Genomic DNA, 25,479 nt, shown 5'->3' with positions numbered 1-25,479 from the left:
ATTTGTTGCTGGACCGGAGTCCCTGGGTGTGGAATCAAGATGTCGAGAATGACGGACTGACGTACTGATTCAGTGCGTTTACAGCTGACGTATTCCGCCTTGACCAACGACTTCACTTTGCCCGTTCCCGTCCGGCATGGCAAACACTTTTTTGTCCGGCCGCGACAAATCGCGGCCGGCTGCTCGTGACGCCTTACTGCTGCAGCTCCTGCTCGCCGAACAGGCCGTCGAACAGCATGGTCGACAGGTAGCGCTCGCCGGAGTCGGGGAGAATCACCACGATGGTCTTGCCCTGCATGGCGGGCTCCTGGGCGATGCGCACCGCGGCGGCCATGGCCGCGCCGCAGGAGATGCCGCAGAGGATGCCTTCCTCGCGCATCAGGCGCAGGGCCATGGCCTTGGCCTCGTCGTCGCCGACCTGCTCGACGCGGTCGACCAGCGACAGGTCGAGGTTCTTCGGCACGAAGCCGGCGCCGATGCCCTGGATCTTGTGCGGTGCGGGCTTGACCTCGGCGCCTGCCAGGGTCTGGCTGATCACCGGCGAGCCGGTCGGCTCCACGGCCACCGAGAGGATCGACTTGCCCATGGTGTTCTTGATGTAGCGCGACACCCCGGTGATGGTGCCGCCGGTGCCGACGCCGGCCACCAGCACGTCGATGGCGCCGTCGGTGTCGTTCCAGATTTCCGGGCCGGTGGTCTGCTCGTGAATCGCCGGGTTGGCCGGGTTCTCGAACTGTTGCAGCAGCAGGTACTGGGCCGGATCGGAGCTGGCGATCTCGCTGGCCTTGTCGATGGCGCCCTTCATGCCCTTGGCCGGCTCGGTCAGCACCAGTTCGGCGCCGAGCCCCTTGAGCACCTTGCGCCGCTCCAGGCTCATCGAGGCCGGCATGGTCAGGATCAGCCGGTAGCCCTTGGCGGCGGCGACGAAGGCCAGGCCGATGCCGGTGTTGCCGGAAGTCGGTTCGACGATGGTCATCCCCGGCTTGAGCCGGCCGCTCTGCTCGGCGTCCCAGATCATGCTGGCGCCGATCCGGCACTTCACCGAGTAGGCCGGGTTGCGGCCCTCGTTCTTGGCCAGGATGGTCACGCCCTGCGGGCCGAGACGGTTGATGCGGATCAGCGGCGTATTGCCGATGGCTTGGGCGTTGTCTGCGTAGATGCGGCTCATGTCGGGCCTTCTCCTCCGATGGAAAGCTGAACCGCAACAGCCTATGCCGTCGCCGAGGAGGCGTCCAGCGGCGCCAGGCGCACGCCTGCACCAGTCCTGGGCACTGCGGCGTTCACAGGCTGCTTTCCCTCGCGCTATAGTCGGGAATTGGCCGCCGCAGGGCCGGCCGCGCATCTCACGAGAGACATTTCCGATGAAGTTCGAAGGCACCGCTTCCTACGTCGCCACCGACGACCTCAAGCTGGCGGTCAACGCCGCCATCACCCTGCAGCGCCCGCTGCTGGTCAAGGGCGAGCCGGGCACCGGCAAGACCCTGCTCGCCGAGCAGCTGGCCGAGGCGCTGGGCACCCGGCTGATCACCTGGCACATCAAGTCGACCACCAAGGCCCACCAGGGACTCTACGAGTACGACGCGGTGAGCCGCCTGCGCGATTCGCAGTTGGGCGTGGACAAGGTCCACGACGTGCGCAACTACATCAGGAAGGGCAAGCTGTGGGAGGCCTTCGAAGCCGGCGAGCGGGTGGTGCTGCTGATCGACGAGATCGACAAGGCCGACATCGAGTTCCCCAACGACCTGCTGCAGGAACTCGACCGCATGGAGTTCTTCGTCTACGAGACCGGCGAGACGATCCGGGCGACGCAGCGGCCGATCATCATCATCACCTCCAACAACGAGAAGGAGCTGCCGGACGCCTTCCTGCGCCGCTGCTTCTTCCACTACATCGCCTTCCCCGACCGTGCCACCCTGCAGAAGATCGTCGACGTGCACTTCCCCGGCATCCGCCAGGAGCTGGTGCAGGAGGCGCTGGAGATCTTCTTCGACATCCGCAAGGTGCCGGGGCTGAAGAAGAAACCGTCGACCTCGGAGCTGGTCGACTGGCTCAAGCTGCTGATGGCCGACCAGATCGGTGAGGCGGTGCTGCGCGAGCGCGATCCGACCAAGGCCATCCCGCCGCTGGCCGGTGCGCTGGTGAAGAACGAACAGGACGTGATGCTGCTCGAGCGCCTGGCGTTCATGAGCCGCCGTGCCGGGCGGTAGTGTGGAAAGCCCGCAACGCGGTTTTTCACCGGTGGGCAACGCTGCGCGGTTGCCCACCCTACGGTTTTCTCCGGGGGCATAGAAATGCTGCTCAACCTGTTCAACGAGCTGCGCGCGGCGAAGGTGCCGGTGTCGCTGCGCGAGCTGCTCGACCTGCTCGAGGCGCTGCAGCGCCAGGTGGTGTTCGCCGATCTGGACGCCTTCTACTTCCTGGCGCGTACCACCCTGGTGAAGGACGAGCGGCATTTCGACAAGTTCGACCGCGCCTTCGCCGCCTACTTCCAGGGCCTCGCCGACCTCGACGCGGCGCTGCAGGCGCTGATCCCCGAGGACTGGCTGCGCAAGGAGTTCGAGCGTTTCCTGAGCCCGGAGGACAAGGCGCAGCTGAAGAGCCTGGGCGGCCTCGATGCGCTGCTCGAGGCGTTCAGGCAGCGCCTGGCCGAGCAGAAGGAGCGCCATGCCGGCGGCAACAAGTGGATCGGCACCGGCGGCACCAGCCCGTTCGGCTCGGGCGGCTATCATCCCGAGGGCATCCGCGTCGGCGACGCCGGCGAGCGCCAGGGGCGGGCGGCCAAGGTCTGGGAGCAGCGCCAGTACCGCAACCTCGACGACCAGATGGAACTCGGCTCGCGCAACATCCAGCTGGCCCTGCGCCGCCTGCGCAGGTTCGCCCGCGAGGGCGCGGCCGAGGAGTTCGATCTCGACGGCACCATCGAGCACACCGCGCGCGATGCCGGTCTGCTCAACATCCGCATGCGCCCCGAGCGGCGCAATGCGGTGAAGCTCCTGCTGCTGCTCGACATCGGCGGCTCGATGGACGCCCACGTCAAGGTGTGCGAGGAGCTGTTCTCCGCCTGCCGCAGCGAGTTCAAGCACCTCGAGCACTTCTATTTCCACAACTTCGTCTACGAGTCGGTGTGGAAGGACAACCAGCGCCGCCACGGCGAGCGCATCGCCACCCACGACCTGCTGCACAAGTACGGCCCGGACTACAAGGTGGTGTTCGTCGGCGACGCTTCCATGGGCCCCTACGAGATCACCCATGCCGGCGGCAGCGTCGAGCACTGGAACGAGGAACCGGGCTTCGTGTGGATGCAGCGCTTCATGGACACCTACAGGAAGCTCATCTGGATCAACCCCTACCCGCAGGACGCCTGGAAGTACAGCACTTCCACGGCGCTGGTCCGCGAGCTGGTGCAGGAGCGCATGTACCCGCTCACCCCGGCCGGCCTGGAGGAGGGCATGCGCTTTCTGGCCGCCAACTGAATGCAGGCAATGGCCAGGATTCCGCTCAGACCGGGCCCGCGCACGTCGACGCGGGCCGTTTCGTTTTTTCGGGAGTGAAGAGATGTCGGATACGCGACAGGGGCTGGACGGCCTGGCCATCCAGTTGATGGTGGTGCTGTGCTGCATCTGGGGACTGCAGCAGGTGGCGATCAAGCTGGCCGCGCCGGACATGGCGCCGGTGCTGCAGATCGGCCTGCGTTCCCTGGTAGCCGCCGTGCTGGTGTCCCTGCTCATGCTCGCCAGGCGCCAGCCCCTCGCCCTCGGCGACGGCACCCTGGGCCCCGGTCTGCTGGCCGGGATGCTGTTCGCCCTGGAGTTCCTGTTCGTCGCCGAGGGACTGCGCTTCACCAGCGCCTCGCACATGGTGGTGCTGCTGTACACCGCGCCCATCTTCGCCGCCCTCGGCCTGCATCTCACCCTGCCCAGCGAGCGGCTGCGTCGCCTGCAGTGGCTGGGCATCGGCCTGGCCTTCGCCGGCATCGTGATCGCCTTCGGCGCCGGCGCCCTGCAGCAGGGCATCTCCCGCGGGATGCTGCTGGGCGACGCCCTGGGGCTGCTGGCCGGACTGTTCTGGGGGCTGACCACGGTGGTGGTGCGCTGCACCAGCCTAGCGCGGGCAGCGCCGGCCAAGACCCTGCTCTACCAGCTGCTCTGCGCGGCCCTGCTGCTGATCCCGCTGGCCTGGCTCGCTGGCCATGTGGACGGCGCGCGTTTCACCCCGGTGGTGTGGGGCAGCCTGCTGTACCAGAGCGTGCTGGTGTCCTTCGTCGCCTTCCTCACCTGGTTCTGGCTGCTGCGCCGCTACCTGGCCTCGCGCCTGGGGGTGTTCTCCTTCATGACCCCGTTGTTCGGCGTGCTGTTCGGTGTCTGGCTGCTCGACGAGGGTATCGACGCCTTCTTCGTCGGCGGCGGAGTGCTGGTGCTGCTGGGGATCAGCATGGTCAGCGCCGACGGCTGGTGGCGCCGCGTGCTGGGTCGCGAGCCGGCGCGCCAGCCGCTGGGCTGAGCGCGGCGGGGCGTGCGACAATGCGCGCATGTCCCGAGACCGATGCCCCCGCTGCCTGCGGCCGCAGAGCCATTGCCTGTGCCCGCTGATCCCCCATCTCGACAACCGTACCCGGGTGCTGATCCTGCAGCACCCGGACGAGGTGCGCCATGCGCTGAACACCGCGCGGCTGGCCGCCTTCGGCCTGAGCAATGCCGAGCTGCGCGTCGGCGAGCGCTTTGCCGAACTGGAGAGCGAACTGGCCGGCGCCGAGGCCTGGCTGCTGTTTCCCGGCGAGGGCGCGCGCTGCGTCGACGGGCTGGATACGGCGGCGGGTGCCGGCGAGCGGCTGCTGATCGTGCCGGACGGCACCTGGCGCAAGGCGCGGCGCATCCTGCACTGCAATCCCTGGCTGGCGGCGCTGCCGCGGTTGAGCCTGCCGGACGGCCTGGTCAGCCGCTACCGGTTGCGCAAGGCGCCGGGGCCGGGCGCGCTGTCCACCGTCGAGGCCATCGTGCACTGCCTGAACGCGCTGGAAGGGGCGGGGCGCTTCGACGCCCTGCTGCGCCCGTTCGAGGCGCTGATCGATGCGCAGATCGCCGCCATGGGCGAGGACACCTACCGGCGCAACCACCTGCGCAAGTGACGGGCGTCAGCGTTCGCGCAGCGCCTCGGCGCGCGCCTTGAGCACCGGCTTGAGCAGGTAGTCGAGCACGCTCTTCTGCCCGGTGATGATGTCGACGTTGGCGACCATGCCGGGGATGATCAGCAACGGTTTTTCGGCGCTGCCCAGGTGGCTTCTCTCGGTGCGCAACTGGATGGGGTAGAAGCTGTTGCCGTCCTCGTCGGCGATGGTGTCGGCGCCGATCATCTCCAGGCGGGCCTTGAGGCCGCCGTAGATGGTGTAGTCATAGGCGGTGAACTTGACCATCGCCTCCTGCCCCGGATGAAGGAAGGCCACGTCCTGCGGGCGGATGCGCGCCTCGATCAGCAGGCTGTCCTCCAGCGGCACGATTTCCAGCAGATCGCTGCCCGGCTGCACCACGCCGCCGATGGTGTTGACCTTGAGCTGCTTGACGATGCCGTGCACCGGCGACACCACCCCGGTGCGGTTGACCCGGTCCTCGATGGCGGCGCTGCTGGCGGTGATCTTGCTCAGCTCGGTACGCGCCTCGTTGAGTTCCTTGAGCGCCGCGGTGCGGAATTTCAGCTGCGCGTCGGTGATCTTGCCCTCGACCTCCTTGGCCGCGGCCTCGGCGCGCGGGATGGCCAGGTTGGTGGCCTCCAGCGCGCCGCGGATCTCCACCGCACTGCGGCGCAGGCGCAGGATCTCGACCTGGGAGATGGCGCCGCTCTTGACCAGCGGCTCGGACATCTGCAGCTCGCTCTGGATCAGCCCCAGGCTGGCGCGGTACTGCTGCGCCTTGGCGCGGAACTCGGCCAGCTCCTGGGTCTTCTGCCGCAACTGCTCGTTGAGGATGGTCACCTCGCTGGCCAGCCCCTGCTGACGCGAGCGGAACAGCGCCAGCTCGTCGGCGGCCAGACCGGGCGCGCCCTCGGCGATTTCCGCCGGCAGCTGCAGCTCGCGGCCCTCGGCCTCGGCGCCGAGGCGTTCGACGCGGGCGAGCAGGGCCAGACGGTCGGCCTCGGTCTCGCCCATGTTGGAGACGAAGCGGGTGTCGTCCAGGCGCAGCAGGCGATCGCCCTTGTCCACCACCTGACCTTCGCGCACGAAGATCTCGGCGACTATGCCGCCCTCCAGATTCTGGATGGTCTGCACCTTGCTGGAGGGGATCGCCTTGCCCTCGCCGGTGGTGACCTCGTCGAGCACGGCGAAGTGCGCCCAGACCAGGGCGGCCAGCAGCAGGCCGCCGATCAGCCACACGGTCAGGCGGGTCAGGGCGCTGGCGTCTTCGCTCAGGGCGCCCTGGACTTCGGGCATGAAGGCCGGTTCGGCCATCCGCGACAGGTGCATGGGCGCCTCCTCAAACCGTCAGCGGGCCGACGCGGCCCTTGCGCAAGGCTTCGATGACCGCATCGCGCGGGCCGTCGGCGACCAGCCGGCCGCCGTCGAGCACGATCAGGCGGTCGACCAGGCCGAGCATGGCCGGCCGGTGAGTGACCAGCAGCAGGGTCTTGTCGCGACAGCAGTCGCGCAGGCGGGCGCGCAGCGCTTCCTCGCTGGCGTTGTCCATCGAGCTGGTGGGTTCGTCGAGCAGCAGGATCGGCGGATCGAGCAGCAGGGCACGGGCCAGCAGCACCGCCTGGCGCTGGCCGGCCGAGAGCAGCTGGCCGCGCTCGCCCACCGGACGCTCGAAGCCCTGCGGATGCTGGCGGGCCAGGTCGGCGGCGCCGGTCAGCTCGGCGACCTCGAGCAGGCGCTCGTCGCTGACGTGGCGGGCGCCCAGGGTCAGGTTGCTGCGCAGGGTGCCGGCGAGCAGCGGCAGATCGTGGGCGACGTAGCCGATCTGCTGGCGCAGGTCGGCCACGTCGATCTGGCGCTGGTCGAGGCCGTCGAACAGGATCTGCCCCTCGTCCGGTGCGTAGAACCCCATCAGCAGGCGCGCCAGGGTGCTCTTGCCCGAGCCGCTGCGGCCGATGATGCCGACCTTCTCGCCGGCGGCGATGCGCAGCGACAGGCCATGCAGGGCCGGCTGGCCCTGCTCCGGGTAGGCGAAGTTCACCTGGCGCAGCTCCAGCGCACCGTGCAGGCGGGTGTGCTCCAGCGGCCGCTGGCGGCTGGCGCGCTCCTGCGGCAGGGCCATCAGCGCGTCGGTGCTCTTCATGGTCAGCTGGGCCTGCTGGTAGCGGGTGATCAGGCTGGCGATCTGCCCGAGCGGCGCCATGATCCGGCCGTTGAGCATGTAGCAGGCGACCAGCGCGCCGACGCTGAGCTGGCCGGCGACTATGGCGTACACCCCGGCGACGATCAGCGCCAGTCCGGCGAGCTGCTGGAGGAACAGGGTGCCGTTGAGCGCCACCGCGGAGAGCAGGCGGGCGTGGCCGTCGAGGCGGGTGAGGGCGCCGTGGGTGTGCTCCCACTGGTGCTGGCGCTCGCCCTCGGCGCCGCAGCTCTTCAGGGTTTCCAGACCGCCGAGGGTCTCGATCAGCAGTGCCTGGCGTTCGGCGCCCAGCGTCAGGCTGCGCTGCACGGTATCGCGCAGACGGCGCTGGACGATGAAGGCGAACAGTGCGGTGAGCGGGAAGGCGAGCAGCGGGACGATCACCAGAGGGCCGCCGAGCAGGCCGATCACCAGCAGCATCAGCAGGGCGAAGGGCAGGTCGATCAGGCTGGTCAGGGTCACCGCGGTGAGGAATTCGCGCAGGCCCTGGAAGTCGTGGATGCTCTGCGCGAAGCCGCCGATGCTGGCCGGGCGGGCCTTCATGGCCATGCCGGCGATGCGTTCGAACAGGGTGGCGGAGAGCACCACGTCGGTCTTCTTGCCGGCGATGTCGAGCAGGCGGAAGCGCAGCACGCGCAGCAGCAGCTCGAACAGGGTGGCGAGCAGCAGGCCGGCGGTCAGCACCCACAGGGTCGACAGCGCCTGGTTCGGCACCACCCGGTCGTAGGTCTGCATGACGAACAGCGGCACGGCCAGGCCGAGCAGGTTGATAAGCAGGCTGGCGAACATGGCGTCGGTGTACAGCCAGCGCGACAGCCTGAGGGTATCGCGGAACCACGACTGCACCCGCGGAACCAGCGGCTCGCGCAGTTCCTCGAGTTCGTGGCGGGGGCGGGCGAACAGCGCCAGGCCGGCGTAGTCGGTGGCCAGTTGCTCGCGCTCCAGCCACTGCTCGCCGCCGTCCGCTTCGCTGGGCAGGATCAGCGCCCGGCCGTCCGCGCCCCACTGGCGCAGCACGGCGCTGCGGCCATCGCGCAGCAGCAGCAGTACCGGCAGGTTGAGTGCGGCGATGCCGTCCAGCGGCCGGCGCAGCAGGCGGGCCTGCAGGCCGGCGCGGGCCGCGGCGCGGGGCAGCAGTTCGGCGTTCAGGCACTGCCCGGGCAGCGGCAGGCCGGCGCGCAGGCTGGCGCGGTTGAGCGGTCGGTCGTGCAGCCTGCAGAGGATCGCCAGTCCGTCCAGCAGCGGGTCGTCGTGATCGTGCTGCGGACCTTCGGCATTGCCGACCCGTTCCATGATGGTCATGGTGGTGGCCCCCCGGGCGACTTCCAGTGATTGTCGAGACGGGCGACCGACAGCCAGCTGCCGGTCGCCGGCACCGGCTTACTTCAGGGTGGGGAGGCGCGCCTGGCTCTGCACCTCGTTGATGGCCACGGCCTCGCTCGGCGGGACTACGTTCTGCTGGCGCAGCAGCTCGCCCATGGAGGCGATCACGCGGTACATCGAGAATTCCTCGGTGTAGCGGACTTCGGTATAGCGGCGGTTGGCGGTGAACAGCTCGTTTTCGCTGTCGAGCAGGTCGAGCAGGGTGCGCTGGCCGAGGGAGAACTGCTGCTGGTAGGCCTCGCGCACCCGTGCGCTGGACTCGGCGTACTCGCGTGCCTGCGGCGTTTGCAGGCGGGCGTTCTCCATGGCGTTCCAGGCCAGCATCAGGTTCTCGTTGAGCAGGCGCAACGCGTTGTTGCGGATGTCCATCGACTCGTTGATCTGGTGCGCGCTGGATTGCAGCTGGGCCTTGTCGCGCATGCCGTTGAACAGGTTGTAGTTCATGGTCACGCCGGCATACCAGCGGTTGTAGTGGCCTTCCTCGCCCTGGCGATTGTCGTCGGCATTGCCGGCGAGCTCCACGTCGAAGCGCGGGTAGAAGCGCGACTTGGCGGCCTCGTACTGCTTCTCGGCGGCCTGCACGTCGGCCTGGGCCGACTTGAGCAGCGGGTTGTTGCTCATCACGCGGTCGCGGGCGCTGGCCACGCTGTCCGGCAGCTGGCCGCGGATCGAGGTCGGAGCGCTCAGCTCGTCGGGCATGCGGCCGACGACGCTGAAGAAGTTGGCTTCGGCATCGGCCAGGTTGACCTGCTCGGTGTACAGGTTGTTCTCGGCCAGGGCCAGACGCGCCTGCGACTGGTCGCGGTCGGCGCTGCTGCCGACGCCGCTGCGGCTGCGCATGCTGATCTGGTCGTGCACGCGGCGGTGCGCCTGCAGGTTGTTCTCGGCCAGGGCGACCATCTCGCGGCGCTTGAGCACCTCCAGGTACACCTCCGCGGTGCGCAGCGCCAGGCTCTCGCTGGTACCCAGCAGGCGGTAGGCGCGCGAATCGACTACCGCCGCGCTGCGGGCGACCTCGTTGGGGGTGTTGAAGCCGTCGAACAGCATCTGCCGCAGGCGCAGCTCGGCGGTGCGTGCATTGAGGGTTTCCGTGTTGTGGTCGCCGAAGGCGCGGGTGCTCGGGTTGTCGGTGTGCTCGCGGCCGTAGCTGGCCAGCATGTCGACGGTCGGCAGGTAGCCACCCTTGGCGACCTTGAGCTGCTCGTCGGCAGCCAGGCGGCTGTTGCTGGCGGCGTGGATTTCCGGGTGGTTGTCGATGGTGCTCTGGATGGCTTCCGAGAGCGTCATGGCCGAGACCTGATTGAACCCTGCTGCCAACAGCAGTCCGACCCACTTAGGTGAGAGGCGCATGGGTGTCTCCTTCCGCTGGTGTCTGTCCACTCTTGATGGTCGTGCGCCAGATTTATGACTTCCGTTGCTGCCTGGCGCTTTGTCGTTCTACTCAAGAATGAAAGAACATCCGGGACTATCTGCTCAGAAGCGTTTTTCATAAGAAATATGAAAAAAAGGTCTGATGTCTTCTGAGAAACCGGCAAAGGTTGTTAGGAGAAGGCAATCTGCAGGAAGCAGCTATTCGCCGTTCCATGCAGATCGGAAAGCACGGGCGGAACACGAGGACGCCAGCCGGGGGAAGCTTGCCATTGCGGGGGACCGGTCTATCCGGATGAAACCAGGAGGGCGACGGCTTTTCGTCGTTCACCGGCTGCTGTGTCGCCCCGCTTTGCCCCGTTTCGACTGACTTCGCTCGCGACATCCTCCCCGTACTGTCAGCGCTACAGGCAGGCCCCGCTGGGCGGCGGCTGCAGGAGGATGGACTCATGGCACGGTTGATCGGGGTCGTCAGGCAGGTGGTCGGCGAGGCGTTCGCGGTAACGACGGGCGGCAAGCGGGTGCTGGTCGAGGGGGACCGGCTGTTCGCCGGCGAGCAGCTGCAGACCGGCGCGGAGGGGGCGGTGGTCGTGCGGCTGGCCAATGGCGGGGAACTGACTCTCGGACGTGACAGCGGCCAGGTGCTGAGCACGCGGCTGCTGGGCGAGCGGGGCGCCGAGGACGCGGCAGGGCAGGAGGCGAGCGGCGTCGAGCAGCTGCAGCAGGCGATCAGGGCGGGCGCGGACCCGACGCTGAGCGCCGAGCCGCCGGCGGCAGGTCCCGGCGGCGACGCTGGCGGTGCCGGAGGCGGCGGCATCTCCTTCGTCCTGCTGGGCGAGACCGCCGGCCGGGTCGACCCGGAAATCGGCTTCCCGACCGGACCGCTGAGCTTCGTCCCGCTGCAGGCCGAGGAGCTGGTTCCCGCGGAGGACCCGCAGGCGGAGCCGTCCATCCCCACGCTCGAGATCGAATATTTCGACGATCCCAGCGCCCAGGTACTGATCGATCGGGCCGCGGTTGACGAGTCCGGCCTGCCCGCGGGCAGCCAGGCGGGCAGTGCGGAAACCTCGGCCTACGGGCGCTTCGTGGTGGATGCCCCGGATGGCGTGCTGGCGCTGCAGGTGCGCGACGCCGGTGGCAACTGGGTCAACGTGGCGGCGGGAGGCAGCGTGCAGGGGCTCTACGGCACCCTGGTGGTCGCCGCCGACGGTAGCTGGACCTACACCCTCGACGGTCCCGCTCCCCACCTCGGCGGCGCCGGCCTGAGCGGCGGCCTGGACGTGGTCGGCGAGAGCTTCGTCGTGCGGGTCATCGACCGCACCGGCGACATGTCGGCGGAGCGTCAGCTGGACGTGACGATCGCCGACGATGCTCCGCGCGCGGTGGACGATACCCCCGAGATCCGCGAGAACGCGACGGATGCGCTGGCCGGCAGCGTGCTCGACAACGACCTGCATGCCAATGGCCAGCCGGGGGCGGACGGGCACAGCTTCGTCGCCTGGGACAACCCGCTGTCGACGGTCCTGTCGCAGTACGGCACGCTGCAGCTGAACGCCGACGGCAGCTACAGCTTCCTCCTCGACAATGCGCGGGCGGCGACCCAGGCGCTGCGTGAAGGCGATGTGCGCAGCGAGAGCTTCACCTACCGCATCCAGGACGGCGATGGCGACCCGGCCAGCGCCACCCTGACCATCACCCTGCGCGGCAGCAACGACGGACCGACCGTGGATGTCGATCCGGGCAATCCCGGCGGTATCGCCGACTGCGTGTACGAGGCCGGACTGCCCGGCGGCTCGGCGGCTGCCGGCGACGGCGAGTTCGCCAGCGGCACCTTCCGCCTGGGCGATGCGGACGGCCTGGACGATCTGGCCAGCGTCACCATCAACGGCCAGACCGTCGCCATCGACCAGTTGGCCGGCCATGTGTTCACCGGCAGCTACGGAACCCTGACCATCACCGGCTACGATGCGGCGACCGGTACCGGCAGCTACCTCTACCAGCTGAGCGGGCCGACCACGGACGGCCCCGGTGTCGAGCGCGAACTGTTCGAGCTGCAGGTATCCGACGGCACGGCCGCATCCGCACCCGCGCAGATCGCCATCGAGATCGTCGACGACCGTCCCAGCGCCGTCGACCAGGCGGCCCACGAGCAGAACACCCTGAGCAACAAGACCAACCTGCTGATCGTCCTCGACGTTTCCGACAGCATGAACGAGTCGGCCCAGTTCGGCGGCTACAACCGTCTGGAGGCCGCCCGCCAGGCGATCTGCGAGCTGCTCGAGCAGTACGAGGCGCGGGGTGAGGTGGCGGTCAAGGTGGTCATCTTCGGCTCCTCGGCGCAGGTGCTGGGCAGCGAGTGGCAATCCGTCAACGAGGCGATCGACGCCGTGCTGGCCATCGACGACCCGTCGGACTCCGACCTGACCAACTACGACGCCGCCCTGCAGGCGGTGATGAACAGCGCCTGGGGGCAAGCCGGCAAGCTGCCCGACGGGCAGAACGTCGGCTACTTCCTGTCCGACGGCATTCCCAAGCTGCCGGCCGGCAGCGTCGGCATCTCCGCCGCCGAGGAGGCCGCCTGGATCGACTTCCTCGAGGCCAACGGCATCACCATGCATGCCCTGGGCATGGGCTCGGGGGTGACCGAGGCGGCGCTCGATCCGATCGCCTACGACGGCGCCGCCGGGGCGGGCAGCGACGCCCAGACCATCACCGACTTCGCCCAGCTCAGCGATACCCTGGTGGACAGCGTGCGGGCCGCGTCGCTGGCCGGCAACCTGACCAGCGGTGGCGGTTTCGGCGCCGATGGCGGTCATGTGCAGTCGGTGACCGTGGACGGCGTCACCTATACCTACCAGACTGCCGGGGGCGGCAGCATAGGCGTGAGCGGCGGGGTCGGTGCCGGCAGTTTCGATGCGGCCAGCCACATCCTGACCATCACCACCGTCGCCGGCGGCCGCTTCGCGGTCGACATGGACGATGGCGCCTTCGTCTACACCCCGCCGTCCGGAGTCGGCCAGTCGGCCAGGGAGCACATCGGCTACGTGCTGATCGACAACGATGGCGATACGGCGGGCGCGAACCTGTCGCTGATCGTCGATGCCGCCTCGGGGCCGCTGGTGGTGCGCGACGACCGGGTGCTCAGCAACGTGCCGATCCAGTCCGGGCCGGACAGCCTGACGATTCCCAAGTGGGCGCTGCTGGCCAACGACACCGGCCCCAACAGCCACCTGCTGGCCCTGGCGGCCATCGCCGCATCGGCCAGCGGCGGCCAGGTGCTGGATGCCGGCTCCACCATCACCTTCATCGAGGGGGGGCAGACCGAGCGCGACGGGGGCAGCTTCAGCTACGAGGTGAGTCTGGGCGGCAGCGTGGTGGGTTCTGCGGATGTGCATCTGGAGCGCGATCCCGGCAGCGTGCTGGTCGGCAGCTACCTCGACGAGATCCTGCTCGGACGCGAGGGCGGCAGCACCCTCAAGGGCGACAGCGGCGACGATATCCTCGTCGGCGGCTCCGGCAACGACGTGCTCGACGGCGGCTCGGGCGACGACATCCTGGCCGGCGGCGCCGGCAACGACACCCTGATCGGCGGGGCCGGCAACGATACGGCCAGCTACATCAGCGCCACGAGCGGGGTGCGGGTCAGCCTGAGCGAAAGTCTGATCGGTCAGTCGCAGAATACCGGCGGCGCCGGCACGGACCGCCTGACCGGGCTGGAGAACCTGATCGGCTCCCAGCACGACGACGAGCTGACCGGCAGCGCCGGCGACAACGTGCTGATCGGGCTGGGCGGCAGCGACCGCCTCGCCGGCATGGCCGGCGACGACACCCTCATCGGCGGCTCCGGCGACGATGTCCTGAGCGGCGGGGCTGGCAGCGATACCTTCGTCTGGCTCGCCGGGGACAGCGGCGTCGACCATGTCACCGACTTCGATCCGGGGCAGGACAGCCTCGACCTGAGCGATCTGCTTGCCGGCCTGGATCCGTCGCTGGGCATGTCGGAGCTGGCCAGCGTGCTGGGCAGTTACCTGACCCTCACCACCGGCAGCAGCACCACCCTCACGGTGAACCCCGACGGCGCCGGGCCGCTGCCGGCGAGCCAGACCATCGTGCTCGATGGCGTGAACCTGTCGACGGCCTACGGCTCCGCCGACCAGGCCAGCATCATCCACGCCATGCTCGACGACGGCTCGCTCAAGGTCGTCTGAGCCATCCCGCCCGCGCCGGTCGGCTCACCGCCGGCGCGGGCCTTTCCCCGCTCCCCTATTCGAGCTTCGCTCCCGGGCGCACGCCGCTTCCCGTGGCGGGCTGTTCGCTCTTCGGCCAGGGCGCCGGCACTCCGATCAGGCGCCCCATCATCCCGTGTACTCCCAGCTCGCGCAGGGCCTGCGCCTCGCCTTCGCTTTCCACCATCTCGGCGATCAGCGGCAGGTCGATGTTGTGGGTGGTGCGGCGGATTGCCTCGATGAACACGCGCCGGTCGGCTTCCCGGTCGAGGCCGTGGATGTGGCTGCCGTCGATCTTCAGCCAGGCCAGGCCGAGGTGGGTGAGGTTGCCGATCAGGCTGAAGCGTCCGCCGAAATGCTGTACCGCGAGGCCGTAGCCGGTTTCGCGCAGGGGCTCGCACAGGGCCGGCAACTGCTCGGCGCCGGGCAGCGTGCGCTCGTCCAGCTCCAGGGTCAGCAGGCCCGCCTGCTGGGGATGCCTGCGCAGGCTGTGGAGGATCAGGGCGAGGCTGACCTGGTCGTGCAGGGTGGCTCCGGACAGGCTCATGGCCAGCGGCTGCGGATGCTGGCGCAGGTGTTCGAGGACGTGCTCGAGCATCAGCCGGTCGAGGCGCGGCCCCCAGCCCAGACGGGCGACCCAGGGCAGGAACAGGCCGGCCGGTATGGCCTTGCCCTGCGGATCGAGCAGGCGCGCCAGCACCTTGTGGTGGAGCAGCGTGCGGTCGTCGCTGCGCACCACCGGCTGGAAGTACAGCTGCAGCTTGCCCTCACCCAGCGCCTCGTCCAGCCAGTGGCGCCAGTCGTGCTGGTCGAGGCGGCAGACCGGGGTGCTCTCGTCCACGCGCTCCCACGGCTGGTCGTAGCGCTGCTGGGCCTGGCTCAGCGCCTGGTCGGCGCGACTCAGCACGCCCTGGCGGCTTTCCCCCGGCTGGTAGGCGGTCAGGCCGATGTGCGCCGCCGGCTCGCAGTCGCTGGCGCCGGTGTCCTGCAGGCCGGCGAGCGTCTCGCCGAGCTCGGCCGCCAGCTGCTCGATCTCGGCGGTGGTGGCGCCGGGGGCGAGCAGGGCGAACTCGCCGCCGCGGCAGCGGGCGGCCAGCCAGTCGGGGTGTCCGAAGCGGGCGCCAATCTGCTGCAGGCGCTCGCCGATCTCGCGGATCAGGGCATCGGTGCGCCCGGCGCCCTGGCGCTGGTTGAGGCCGCTGAGGTCGTTGAGGCGCAGCAGCAGCAGGTAGCCGGCGGCGTTCTGCTCGCTGGCCAGCAGCTGGGCGTCGAGGCGCATGTTGAGCAGGCGGCGGTTGGCCAGGCCGGTGAGGCTGTCCTGGTAGGCCTCGTTGCGCAGCCGCTCGCTGCGCGCCGCCTCCTCGGCGAACAGGCTGCGCAGCTTGTCGGCCATCTGGTTCATCGCCAGCACCACCCGGCGCAGCTCGGGCGTATGCGGCAGCGGCTGGCTGATGAACTCGCGGCGGCCGATGGCCTCGGCCTGCTCCACCATGCGCTCGAGGGGGCGCAGCTGGCGCTGCAGCAGCCAGCCGCCGAGGGCGGCGCTGAGCAGCCCGCACAGCGCCAGCCAGGAGAGGCTGCCCAGGGCGGCGTGCCACAGGCGGGCGAGGGCGAACTGCGGGTGGCTGACCACCTCGACCCGCGCGGCCTGCTGCCAGCCGCGCTGGATCAGCGCCTCGCCGCCTTCGGCGTGGAGGTCCACCAGGCGGGCGAACCAGCCCGGCACCTCGTCGCTGCGCGGGTTCATCTGCCGCTCGGCCAGCATGGCGCCGTCGTCCGCGCGCCGCACGCGGATGCTGGCGAAGTAGCCGCTGTCGAAGATCGAGGAGACCATCAGCTCGACCGTGGCCGGGTCATCGATGTGCGGCGTCAGCGCCACGCCGAGGGCGGTGGCGGCGTCCTGGGCGTGCGAGCGCAGCTGCGCGACGGTCTGCTCGCGGGAGCTTTCCAGGCTGGCGACGAAGCTGACGGTGAAGGCCAGCAGCAGGAACAGGCAGATGGAGAGGAAGCGTTGCTGCAGCAGGGTCATGGGGCCTCCTTGCCCGTGGTCCGGGCAAATCCTTCGTGGCGCATCTTGTTCAGCAGGTCCTGCCAGCGCGACAGGGTCTTGCTGTCGCCGCTGCGCTGGTTGCCGCCGGCACCCGGCAGCCAGACGCCTTCGGCATTGAAGGCATACACCGGCAGCAGGTCGGGGCGTTGCGAGGCAGGGCGGATATCGGGGATCAGGTTGTCCAGCACCAGCGGTTCGCTGGTCGGGGTGGCGTACCAGGCCAGCACCATGTGCGCCTGGTCGAGTTCCAGCGCCTTGACGTAGGTGATGCGCAGCTTCTCGCCGGGGACGCCGAGCTGGCGCAGGGTCAGGTACTTGGCGATGGCGTAGTCCTCGCAGTCGCCGGCCCCCTTCACCAGGGCTTCCAGGGGGGTGGCCCAGTAGTCGAGCTGCTGCCAGGTGCTGGCGTCGTCGGTGAAGCGCAGGGCCTGGTTGAAGAAGCCGTTGACCGCACGCAGCTGCTCGGCTTCGTCGAACCCGCCACCGTGCTCGATCAGCTGCGACCACTGCTCGAGGCGCTCGCGTCCGATGCCCAGGCCGCCGTAGCGCTGCTCGGCGAGTCGGATGATCCGTGCGAAGTCCCAGTTGGCCTGCACGGCGAGACCGGGCAGCAGGCTGGCGAGCAGGCAGAAGCCCACAAGCGCGCGCCTGCCGGTCGGCTGTCTCGTGACCATCCCGCATCGCTCCATCGCGCCGCTCACGCCCTGTCGGTTCCCTTCTGAGGATAGGCGCAACGCGGCCGGCTTGTCGGCAGCCGGCCGTCGCTAGCGCGGGTGCTGGCGCTGCGCGTCGTGGCTTTCCTGCACGAGGGGTTGCGGCGGGTTCTGCCGGTTGCTCTCTTCCTCCAGATAGGCCAGCAGGGCGCTGATCTCGACCTCGCCCAGGCGCAGGTTGGGCATGGGCACGCGGTTGTATTGCTCAAGCAGCGCCATGGCCAGCGGATCCTTCTCGGCCAGCATGCGGTCGGGCTCCCTGATCCAGCGGCTGAGCCAGGCCGGGTCGCGGCGGCGGGTCACGCCGAGCAGGTCCGGCCCGAGGCTGCGCAGCCCGGCCTGCTGGGTGTCGCCGAGGGTGTGGCAGGAGGCGCAGCGCGTGCGGTAGATCTGCTCGCCGGCCGAGGGCGTGCGTACGTCGGGGGCCTCGGCATAGTCGTTGTGCACGACGCTGGCCTGCTTCCAGTTGTGCAGGACGCTGCCGAGACGGTCGGCGAGGATGTACGGGTTCTCGAAGGGCGAGGCCTTCATCCAGCGGCCGGTGCTCTGGTTGCCGATGATCAGGCTCAGGTTGTGGTCGCGGGTGCCGCTGGCGTCGACCTGCTGGTCGTCCACCCCGTCGATGAACAGGCCGAGCTTCTGGCGCAGCAGGTTGATCTCGTCGTAGTCGCCGGTGAGGAACTGCCAGCCCGGGCCGATGTTGAACTTCTCGGTGTAGCGCTTGAGCACCTCCGGGGTATCGGAGATCGGGTCGATGCTGATCGAGTAGAGGAAGATGTCGCGGCCGACCCGCTCGCCAAGCAGGTTCTGCACCTGGCGCAGGCGGGCGGTTTCCAGCGGGCAGGAGTCGCCGCAGGCGGTGAAGATGAAGTTGATCGCCACCACCTTGTCCTTGATCAGGTCGTCGAAGAAGCGGACCTTCTGGCCGTCCTGGTTGATCAGGACGATGTTGGGGAAGTAGTCCCGCCCCCAGGGGGAGATGGAGCCGCTCGCCGCGCTGCTCTCGCTGGCGGAGGTGGCGGCCGCCGGACTCAGCGCGCCGAGCAGGGCGAGCGACAGCAGCAGCGTGGTGAGGACGGATCGGGCGGTGCGGGGCTGGCTGGACATGGCTTCGGCTTCCCGTGCTGGGTCCGCTGGCGGGCGGAGCTGGTTCGCCCTCGCGGACAGTCCGTTTCGCAGGATCCCGCCCGCGTCCGGGGAACTCCCGGGCGCGGGCGGGAGGCTCAGAGCGCCTTGAGCGGTACCGTGACCTCGCCGTGGATCGAGCGGATGGTCGCCGTGGGGGCCGCTGCCGGGCCGCTGCCGGTGGTTTCCACGGAAAGCCGCCAGGATCCGGCAGAGGTCAGGGTGGCCTTGCCCAGGCTGAGAGGCCCGCTGCGGGTCGCGACCGTCACCTCGATGCTGTTGCCGCTCGGCAGCGAGGTCCGTCCGCTCAGTTCCCAGCGATAGCGGTTGCCGCTGCGCGAGCGGACCTCGGCAGTGGTGACCTTCAGGTCTTCGGCACTGGGCGCCGGGTTGACCGTCACGCTGATCGTGGCCGGGCTCGAGACGCCGCCCTGGGCGTCCCTGGCCGAGTAGGTGAAGGTCGCGGTCAGGGGCTCGCTCAGCGTGGTCGGCGGGGTATAGAGCACCCGGTCGCCGTCGGTGCTGGCGCTGCCCTGGCCGTGGAACGGCGGGTTCAGGTCGACGATGCTCAGCGGCTGGCCTTCCGGATCGCTGTCGTTGGCCAGCACGTCGATGCTGATCGCCGCGCCAGCCCTGGTGCTGGCGCTGTCGGCCATGGCCACCGGCAGCTGATTGGCGGGCGGGGTGCCGCCACCACTGCCGCCGTCGCCGCCCGTACCGCCAGCGCTACCGCCGGTGCCGCCACCACTGCCGCCCGTGCCGCCTCCCGAGCTACCGCTGCCGCCGCTGCTGCTGCGGGCAGTGGGAAGGGCCACCGAGCCGGCGTACTGCACGCCATCCCAGGTCGGCAGGGGCGTCGGCATGAACTGGAACTGGCCGGGGTGCTCCAGGTCCCAGCGCAGCAGCATCGCGGTGTCTTCGTGCTGGGTGTTGTGGCAGTGCTCGACGTAGGTGCCGGCGAACTCGCGGAAGCGCAGTGCCACCTCGACCTCGATGGAGCCATCGACCTCCGGCCCGACGCGATAGACGTCCTTGCGCGCCCACTTCTCCCACTCCGGCGGCTCCCGGCCGTCGCGGCTGAGGATGACGCCCTCCTCGAAGTGCACGTGCACGGGATGGCTCCAGCCCCCGCCGCCGTTCTCGATGGTCCATACCTCTAGGGTGCCGTCGCCGCTCCAGCCGGCGTCGGTCGGACCGTTGGCCAGCTGGGGCGCTGCCGAGATCCGCCGCGGGTCGGCGGCATAGCCGAGGCCGCCGTCGGTCTTGACGGTCCAGGGTTCGGCATCGGTGCCGTCGGAGCGGCCGAACGTGAAGTGGCGCTTGCGGGCCTGGGCGAGCTTGGCCCGGTCGGCAACGCTGTTGCGGTCGATGGTCAGCGGGATCATCTTCTTGCCGGCGGCCTTGCCGGGCTTGGCCGGCTCGTATTCGGCAGGGTTCATGCTCAGGTCATTGCCGCCATAGGTGACGACCCGCAACTGCAGGAACTTGCCGACCACCGGATCGCCGTCCCGCCAGCGCGCGCCTTTGCTGGTCTGGTCGAGGGTCGCCTTGTATGCCTCGGACAGCACCTCGCCAAGCGACAGCTCCTTGTTCGACGGGCCCTTGCCGGTGTCGTGCTCCATCAGGTTGACGAGGTAGAGGCGGTCTCCCGGGCGGATGCCGTGCCGGGCGAAGTCGATGATGATGTCATAGCGCTCGGCGATGGCCTGGGTCGGCAGGATGCCGTGGTGGTCCTTGCGGTCGCCGTCGCCGTCCAGATCCATGCTGCCGTCGAAGGGCACGGCGTGCTCCATGATGTTGCCGTCGTTGGCGATCATGTGGAACGGCACCCGGTCGTAGGACACGCCCGAGCCCTTGGGCCCCTTGAACTCGCCGCCGCTGCCCTGGATCTCGCGCACCACGGCGATCTTGAAGTAGCGCGACACCGAGCCGTTGAGGAGGCGGAAGCGGTAGCTGCGTGCGCGCACCTCCATGTAGGGCTTGTACAGCCAGTTGACCACCATCTGGTCGCCGAGGAAGCCGTCGGTGTTGAACGGGTTGAACCACAGCTGGCCCCGGTCGTCCCAGGCCTTGTCGGCCATCACCAGGTTGACGTCGTAGTCGCGGTTGCCCCAGGGCAGCGCCGAGCCGCTGGGGAAGCGCAGGTTGACGCCGTCGTCGAACGCCTCGTTGCCGCGGTCGACGGCGCTGTAGTAGTTCATCACCGCGGCGTTGCCCTTGTAGACGTTCTGCGCGGTGAAATCGAGCATGTGGTCGTGGAACCAGTGGGTGCTCATGGTCTCGCGCCAGTCGCCGCGAATCCTGATCTTGCCGTCGTCGCCACAGGTTCTCGGGCCGGGGTTGAGGTCGTTGACCCAGAGGGTCTCTCCCGGTGCGCAGGGGAAGGCGGCTCGCGGATCCTCCGCCCTGGTGTTGATGCTGTCGTAGCCGGCCAGCTGCACCGGCCAGCGATAGTCGTAGTACTGGCCGGGGAAGAAGAAGGCGTTGGCGAAGCCGTCGCTCTCGGCCGGGACATGACCGTTGTGCTCGTGGGTGCTGATGGTGTGCAGGCCGAAGCCGCGGTTGGCCGCCGGGTCGATCGGCAGGGCGTTGTAGTGGCGCATCAGCATCGGCTGGCCGTAACGGACCATCAGCAGCTTGGGCGGCAGGGTGCCGTCGAAGGTCCACAGCGACTTGTGATTCTGCACCGGCATGTTCGGGTGGAGGCGGATGCCGATGCCGGCTGTGGTGCCGGCGGTCGCTGGCGTGCCGGCGGTGTTGTGGTAGAGGCCGCCGGGGCCGAATTCGCCGACCGCGTAGCCGTGCAGCTGCCGGCCGTTGCGCACGCCACCGTTGACCCGCGCCCCTGCCTGTACCGTCTTGAACGCGGCCTGGGGATAGAACTCGTTCCAGCGCTGGTGCGACCAGCCCTTGCCCGGCGGGCGGCCCTCGGCCGGCGAACTGACGTAGCGGTTGAGGAAGTGCTCGATCTGGGACTTCCACGGGTTGGGGTCCAGCACGTTGGAGTACTGGGCCGGGAACGGGAACAGCCCCGGCTGCCTGAGAAAGTCGTCCAGCGCCGAGGAGGGCGGACCGCTGCGGGCAACGCTGAGCGGATCCTGGGCCGGAGCCGGGCCGAGGCTCGGCGGTGGCAGCGGCAGGGTGCCGGCCGGGGCGCCGGGGTCGAGCCTCTCCAGGCCGAACTCCTCGAAGCGCAGCACCTGCTGGGTGAAGGGCTGGGCGCCGAACAGCGGGCTTGCCGTGCCGTTGGTCGGGTAGTTGAACGAGGTCTGCTGCAGCGGCTGCAGCACGTTCTCGGCGGTCGGCGTGTTCTTGTCGCCGCTCACCCCGTTCGGCAGGTCGTAGGCGCCCTTGTTGGCCTTCGGCCAGCTCTCCATCTCGTGCAGCGTCTCGTCCGGATGCTCCGGAGCATCGACGTAGGCCGAGGGGTCGGTCGGCGGCGGCTGGCTCTCGTCGTCCAGGGAGCCGGCAGCGCTGCCGGGCAGGCTCAGGGTCGCCAGGATCGCCCAGGCGACGGCCGATAGCTGGAACAGGCTCGCGGAAGATGATTTCTTGTCCATGTTGTCCTCACCCTGCTGCACGGATAGACGCAGACGCGCGTGCATTGTCGGGCGCGCGTCGACCATCGGAACGATGGCGTTCACCGCGACTGGATGCTCCACGACGGAGGAGAACGGCGACTCGGCGCGGGTCGGCGCCGTTGCGGAGCCGATCAGGACGAGAGGTCTTGCCTCGGTGCTTCCAGTGCATACCGGATTGCGCGGCCGGTTGCTCCCGGCCGGGCACTGCTTCCGTTGATCGAGCCCTTCCCGTGATGCTTCCCGTGATGGCAGAAAGGTATCGTCAGTGGAGACCAAGCAAGCATGGTGCCAGGCGGCACGGAGCCATCGCCAGGTGCGGCAGCCAAGGGCGGGCAGCGCCTGCCCCCCAGGCGAGGCCTCGTACCTGGCGTCGGGGGGTGGGGAACTTTCCCCGTGGCTGGGGGTATCGGCCCCGGTTGTGGGGAAGGCGCCGTCCCTCAGGGCCGGCCGAGAGTCTTCTGGCGGAGGATGTAGAGGGTCACCAGCACGGCGCTGGTCAGCATGAACAGGCGGGCCGGCAGCAGCGGCACCAGGTAGCAGGACAGCAGGATGCTCGCCCACATCAGGCCGATGGCCCAGGCCTTGGCGCGGAAGGGGATGCCCTGGCCGTCGAGGTAGTCGCGGATCCACGGGCCGAGGCGCGGGTGGGTGACCAGCCAGACGTAGACGCGCCGCGAGCTGCGCACGAAGCAGGCGGCGGCCAGCAGCAGGAAGGGGGTGGTGGGCAGCACCGGCAGGAAGATGCCGAGCACGCCCAGCGCCACGCTCAGCCAGCCAATGCCCAGCAGCAGCCAGCGCAGCCAGGCGTGACGGATCTCGGCGGGTTCGCGTGGCGCCATGCGGCGCGGCTCAGTGCTGGCGGGGCTTGAGCAGCGCCGGCTTCTCTTCCGGAGCCTGGCAGAGCAGGAACAGCGCGGTGAGCAGCTCGGGGATCTGGTCGATCATGCTGTCGACCAGGTCACGGTCGCTGGCGATCTCGGCGAACTCCGGCTCCTCGTCGAACAGGCCGGAGCCGACCATGATCGGCAGCAGCAGCTCGCTGACCTCGTCCTCGGCGTTCTCGAACCACACGGCCTCGCGCAGGAACACGCCCTCCATGAAGCCGATGCACCAGCCGCGCAGGTCGGAGTCGTCGGGATCGTCGCCCAGGTCGAGATCGCAGGGCAGCTCCATGTCCTCGTCGCTGGCCAGCTGACGACCGATATGCGCCTTGAGCTGGATCAGCGAGGCTTCGATCTCCTCGCGCTCGGCGTCGCTGCGGTAGTGCGGCGGCTCGGCGAACAGGGCGTCGATCCACTCGCGCTCCGGTACCGGATCGGGGCAGATGGACAGGGCGGTCAGGTAACCGTGGGCGGCCACGTAGTCCAGCGCTTCCTCATGCAGGTCGTCGGCATCGAGAAAGGCTTGCAGGCGGGACAGTTGCTCGGCGAAGGACATCGGGACACTACCTCGGGAAGAATGCGCGCTCGATTGTAGACGAGCAGTGGGCGCGCTGCCAGGCGAGTGGCGCACGGAACCGGGTGCGGGCTGGCGTATAATGCCCGGCTTCATCCGGAGGCCCCATGCTCGATTCCGCCCTGCGCACCCTCAAAGACGTGTTCGGTTACGACGCTTTCCGCGGCAACCAGGCGCGGATCATCCAGCACGTGAGCGAAGGCGGCGACGCCCTGGTGCTGATGCCCACCGGCGGCGGCAAGTCGCTGTGCTTCCAGGTGCCGGCGCTGCTGCGCGACGGCGTGGCGGTGGTGGTGTCGCCCTTGATCGCGCTGATGGACGACCAGGTCGCCACCCTCGACGAGCTGGGCGTGGCGGCGGTGGCGCTGAACTCCACGCAGACGCCCGAGGAGCAGCGCGAGATCGCCGAGCGCCTGCGCCGCGGCGAGATCAAACTGCTCTACCTGGCCCCCGAGCGCCTGGTGCAGCCGCGCATGCTGGCCTTCCTGCAGCGCCTGCCGATCGCCCTGTTCGCCATCGACGAGGCGCACTGCGTGTCGCAGTGGGGCCACGACTTCCGCCCCGAATACCTGCAGCTCGGCCAGCTCGCCGAGCTGTTCCCCAACGTGCCGCGCATCGCCCTGACCGCCACCGCGGACAAGCGCACCCGCGAGGAAATCGTCCAGCGCCTGCATCTGGAGAACGCCGAGCGCTTCCTGTCCAGCTTCGACCGGCCGAACATCTTCTACCGCATCGTGCCCAAGGACCAGCCGCGCAAGCAGCTGCAGCAGTTCCTCGCCGGTCGCCGCGGTGACGCCGGCATCGTCTACTGCATGTCGCGCAAGAAGGTCGAAGAGGTGGCCGCCTTCCTCTCCGAGCAGGGCTATCCGGCGCTGCCGTACCACGCCGGGCTGGCCAGCGAGCTGCGCGCGCACAACCAGAAGCGCTTCATCAACGAGGAAGGGCTGATCATGGTGGCGACCATCGCCTTCGGCATGGGCATCGACAAGCCCAACGTGCGCTTCGTCGCCCACCTCGACCTGCCCAAGTCGCTGGAGGCCTACTACCAGGAAACCGGCCGCGCCGGCCGCGACGGCCTGCCCTCGGAAGTGTGGATGGCCTACGGCCTGCAGGACGTGCTGTTCCTGCGCCAGATGCTGCAGAACTCCGAGGGCGACGAGCAGCACAAGCGCGTCGAGCGCCACAAGCTGGAGGCCATGCTGGCGCTGTGCGAGGAGTCGCGCTGCCGTCGCCAGGCGCTCCTGGCCTACTTCGACGAGGAGCTGGCGCAGCCCTGCGGCCACTGCGACAACTGCGTGGAGGGCGTGGAGACCTGGGACGCCACCGAGGCGGCGCGCCTGGCGCTGTCGGCCATCTACCGCAGCGGCCAGCGCTACGGCGTCGGCCACCTGGTCGACATCCTGCTCGGTCGCGAGAGCGACAAGGTGCGCTCGTTTGGCCACCAGCAGCTGGCGGTGTTCGGCAAGGGCAAGGACCTGGCCGAAGCCGACTGGCGCACGCTGTTCCGCCAACTGGTGGCGCGCGGCCTGGCCGACATCGACCTCGACGGCTTCGGCGGCCTGCGCCTGACCGACGCCTGCCGGCCGCTGCTGCGCGGCGAGGTCAGCCTCGAGCTGCGCCGCGATCTCAAGCCGCAGCGCGCGCAGCGTTCCAGCGGCGGGCCGAGCCAGGCCAGCCAGCTGGTGCGCGGCGACGAGCGGCCGCTGTGGGAGGCGCTGCACACCCTGCGCCGCAAGCTGGCCGAGGAGCACAGCGTGCCGCCCTACGTGATCTTCCCCGACGCTACCCTGCTGGAGATGCTGCGCAGCCAGCCGCAGTCGCTGTCCGAAATGGCCCAGGTCAGCGGCGTCGGTGCGCGCAAGCTGGAGCGCTACGGCCAGGCCTTCCTCGACGTGCTCACCGACAGCCCCGCGGCGCCGGCCGTACCGGCGGTGGTCACCGACCTGCGCCACGAGCTGGTCAGCCTGGCCCGCTCGGGCATGACCCCGGCGCAGATCGCCCGCCAGCTCGACTGCTCGGAGAAGAACGTCTACAGCCTGCTGGCCGAGGCCATCGGTCGCCAGCAACTGAGCCTGGAGCAGGCGCTGGACCTGCCCGAGGAGCTGCTCGGCGAGATCCACGACGCCTTCCTCGACGGCGACGGCGAGCTGCCGCCGGTGGCGGCGCTGGCCGAGGCATTCGACGGCCGCGTGCCGCTCGGCGTGCTGCACTGCGTGCGCGCCGCGCTGGAGGTCGAGCTGGGCGCCTGAGCCGGCG

The 25,479-nt window shown here is 69.3% G+C and carries 16 protein-coding genes; 6 read left to right on the top strand and 10 right to left on the bottom strand.

The window, feature by feature from the left end:
* Positions 1-193: 193 nt before the first annotated feature.
* On the bottom strand, positions 194-1,168 hold the full coding sequence (gene cysK / locus E5198_RS02720) for a cysteine synthase A (protein WP_136488480.1): 975 nt from the start codon (positions 1,166-1,168) through the stop codon (positions 194-196).
* A 193-nt stretch (positions 1,169-1,361) separates the two neighbouring features.
* Here cysK and E5198_RS02715 point away from each other — a divergent pair, with 193 nt between their 5' ends.
* From E5198_RS02715 to E5198_RS02700, 4 genes are all read left to right on the top strand, one after another.
* On the top strand, positions 1,362-2,207 hold the full coding sequence (locus E5198_RS02715; RefSeq protein WP_136488479.1) for a MoxR family ATPase: 846 nt from the start codon (positions 1,362-1,364) through the stop codon (positions 2,205-2,207).
* A gap of 84 nt (positions 2,208-2,291) precedes the next feature.
* A complete protein-coding gene (locus E5198_RS02710; protein ID WP_136488478.1) occupies positions 2,292-3,473 on the top strand; it encodes a VWA domain-containing protein in 1,182 nt (393 codons plus the stop codon).
* A gap of 82 nt (positions 3,474-3,555) precedes the next feature.
* Positions 3,556-4,500 carry a DMT family transporter gene (locus tag E5198_RS02705; protein ID WP_136488477.1) on the top strand — a complete coding sequence of 315 codons (945 nt, stop codon included), beginning with the start codon at positions 3,556-3,558 and terminating at the stop codon, positions 4,498-4,500.
* Between the two features lie 28 nt (positions 4,501-4,528).
* A complete protein-coding gene (locus E5198_RS02700) occupies positions 4,529-5,125 on the top strand; it encodes a tRNA-uridine aminocarboxypropyltransferase (RefSeq protein ID WP_136488476.1) in 597 nt (198 codons plus the stop codon).
* A 6-nt stretch (positions 5,126-5,131) separates the two neighbouring features.
* Here E5198_RS02700 and E5198_RS02695 read toward each other — a convergent pair whose 3' ends face one another.
* From E5198_RS02695 to E5198_RS02685, 3 genes are all read right to left on the bottom strand, one after another.
* Complete coding sequence (locus E5198_RS02695) at positions 5,132-6,454, bottom strand: HlyD family type I secretion periplasmic adaptor subunit (protein WP_256658945.1); 1,323 nt, start codon at positions 6,452-6,454, stop codon at positions 5,132-5,134.
* 10 nt (positions 6,455-6,464) lie between these two features.
* On the bottom strand, positions 6,465-8,624 hold the full coding sequence (locus E5198_RS02690; protein ID WP_136488475.1) for a type I secretion system permease/ATPase: 2,160 nt from the start codon (positions 8,622-8,624) through the stop codon (positions 6,465-6,467).
* Between the two features lie 78 nt (positions 8,625-8,702).
* A complete protein-coding gene (locus tag E5198_RS02685) occupies positions 8,703-10,055 on the bottom strand; it encodes a TolC family outer membrane protein (RefSeq protein ID WP_136488474.1) in 1,353 nt (450 codons plus the stop codon).
* 467 nt (positions 10,056-10,522) lie between these two features.
* Here E5198_RS02685 and E5198_RS02680 point away from each other — a divergent pair, with 467 nt between their 5' ends.
* A complete protein-coding gene (locus E5198_RS02680; RefSeq protein ID WP_136488473.1) occupies positions 10,523-14,281 on the top strand; it encodes a retention module-containing protein in 3,759 nt (1,252 codons plus the stop codon).
* Positions 14,282-14,336: 55 nt separating this feature from the next.
* On the opposite strand, the gene E5198_RS02675 is transcribed toward E5198_RS02680, so the two are convergent.
* The 6 genes from E5198_RS02675 to E5198_RS02650 form a co-directional block, all read right to left on the bottom strand.
* Positions 14,337-16,328, bottom strand: a complete 1,992-nt coding sequence (locus E5198_RS02675) for an EAL domain-containing protein (protein WP_136488472.1) — start codon at positions 16,326-16,328, stop codon at positions 14,337-14,339.
* The gene (gene lapG, locus E5198_RS02670) at positions 16,325-17,023 is read right to left on the bottom strand and encodes a cysteine protease LapG (protein ID WP_136488471.1); all 699 of its coding nucleotides are present in this window, start codon (positions 17,021-17,023) and stop codon (positions 16,325-16,327) included. The genes E5198_RS02675 and lapG overlap by 4 nt, the downstream gene beginning before the upstream one ends.
* A 90-nt stretch (positions 17,024-17,113) precedes the next feature.
* On the bottom strand, positions 17,114-18,169 hold the full coding sequence (locus E5198_RS02665) for an SCO family protein (RefSeq protein ID WP_136488470.1): 1,056 nt from the start codon (positions 18,167-18,169) through the stop codon (positions 17,114-17,116).
* A gap of 116 nt (positions 18,170-18,285) precedes the next feature.
* Positions 18,286-21,747: an Ig-like domain-containing protein gene (locus tag E5198_RS02660; protein ID WP_136488507.1), complete on the bottom strand. Its 3,462-nt coding sequence runs from the start codon at positions 21,745-21,747 to the stop codon at positions 18,286-18,288.
* A gap of 458 nt (positions 21,748-22,205) precedes the next feature.
* Positions 22,206-22,607 carry a YbaN family protein gene (locus tag E5198_RS02655; protein WP_136488469.1) on the bottom strand — a complete coding sequence of 134 codons (402 nt, stop codon included), beginning with the start codon at positions 22,605-22,607 and terminating at the stop codon, positions 22,206-22,208.
* A gap of 10 nt (positions 22,608-22,617) precedes the next feature.
* Entirely contained in the window at positions 22,618-23,205 is a 588-nt protein-coding gene (locus tag E5198_RS02650; RefSeq protein ID WP_136488468.1) for a YecA family protein, read from the bottom strand.
* Between the two features lie 125 nt (positions 23,206-23,330).
* Between E5198_RS02650 and recQ the strand changes: the two genes are divergently transcribed.
* Positions 23,331-25,472: a DNA helicase RecQ gene (gene recQ / locus E5198_RS02645; RefSeq protein WP_136488467.1), complete on the top strand. Its 2,142-nt coding sequence runs from the start codon at positions 23,331-23,333 to the stop codon at positions 25,470-25,472.
* The last annotated feature ends 7 nt before the right edge of the window (positions 25,473-25,479 follow it).

This window comes from Pseudomonas sp. A-1, from assembly GCF_004801855.1.
Lineage (GTDB): Bacteria > Pseudomonadota > Gammaproteobacteria > Pseudomonadales > Pseudomonadaceae > Geopseudomonas.
This window is presented reverse-complemented; position numbering and strand designations above follow the sequence as displayed.

Coding starts and splice junctions, on each gene's coding strand:
- cysK (WP_136488480.1), bottom strand. CDS start 1,168: ATGAGCCGCATCTACGCAGACAACGCCCAAGCCATCGGCAATACGCCG.
- E5198_RS02715 (WP_136488479.1), top strand. CDS start 1,362: ATGAAGTTCGAAGGCACCGCTTCCTACGTCGCCACCGACGACCTCAAG.
- E5198_RS02710 (WP_136488478.1), top strand. CDS start 2,292: ATGCTGCTCAACCTGTTCAACGAGCTGCGCGCGGCGAAGGTGCCGGTG.
- E5198_RS02705 (WP_136488477.1), top strand. CDS start 3,556: ATGTCGGATACGCGACAGGGGCTGGACGGCCTGGCCATCCAGTTGATG.
- E5198_RS02700 (WP_136488476.1), top strand. CDS start 4,529: ATGTCCCGAGACCGATGCCCCCGCTGCCTGCGGCCGCAGAGCCATTGC.
- E5198_RS02695 (WP_256658945.1), bottom strand. CDS start 6,454: ATGCACCTGTCGCGGATGGCCGAACCGGCCTTCATGCCCGAAGTCCAG.
- E5198_RS02690 (WP_136488475.1), bottom strand. CDS start 8,624: ATGACCATCATGGAACGGGTCGGCAATGCCGAAGGTCCGCAGCACGAT.
- E5198_RS02685 (WP_136488474.1), bottom strand. CDS start 10,055: ATGCGCCTCTCACCTAAGTGGGTCGGACTGCTGTTGGCAGCAGGGTTC.
- E5198_RS02680 (WP_136488473.1), top strand. CDS start 10,523: ATGGCACGGTTGATCGGGGTCGTCAGGCAGGTGGTCGGCGAGGCGTTC.
- E5198_RS02675 (WP_136488472.1), bottom strand. CDS start 16,328: ATGACCCTGCTGCAGCAACGCTTCCTCTCCATCTGCCTGTTCCTGCTG.
- lapG (WP_136488471.1), bottom strand. CDS start 17,023: ATGGTCACGAGACAGCCGACCGGCAGGCGCGCGCTTGTGGGCTTCTGC.
- E5198_RS02665 (WP_136488470.1), bottom strand. CDS start 18,169: ATGTCCAGCCAGCCCCGCACCGCCCGATCCGTCCTCACCACGCTGCTG.
- E5198_RS02660 (WP_136488507.1), bottom strand. CDS start 21,747: ATGGACAAGAAATCATCTTCCGCGAGCCTGTTCCAGCTATCGGCCGTC.
- E5198_RS02655 (WP_136488469.1), bottom strand. CDS start 22,607: ATGGCGCCACGCGAACCCGCCGAGATCCGTCACGCCTGGCTGCGCTGG.
- E5198_RS02650 (WP_136488468.1), bottom strand. CDS start 23,205: ATGTCCTTCGCCGAGCAACTGTCCCGCCTGCAAGCCTTTCTCGATGCC.
- recQ (WP_136488467.1), top strand. CDS start 23,331: ATGCTCGATTCCGCCCTGCGCACCCTCAAAGACGTGTTCGGTTACGAC.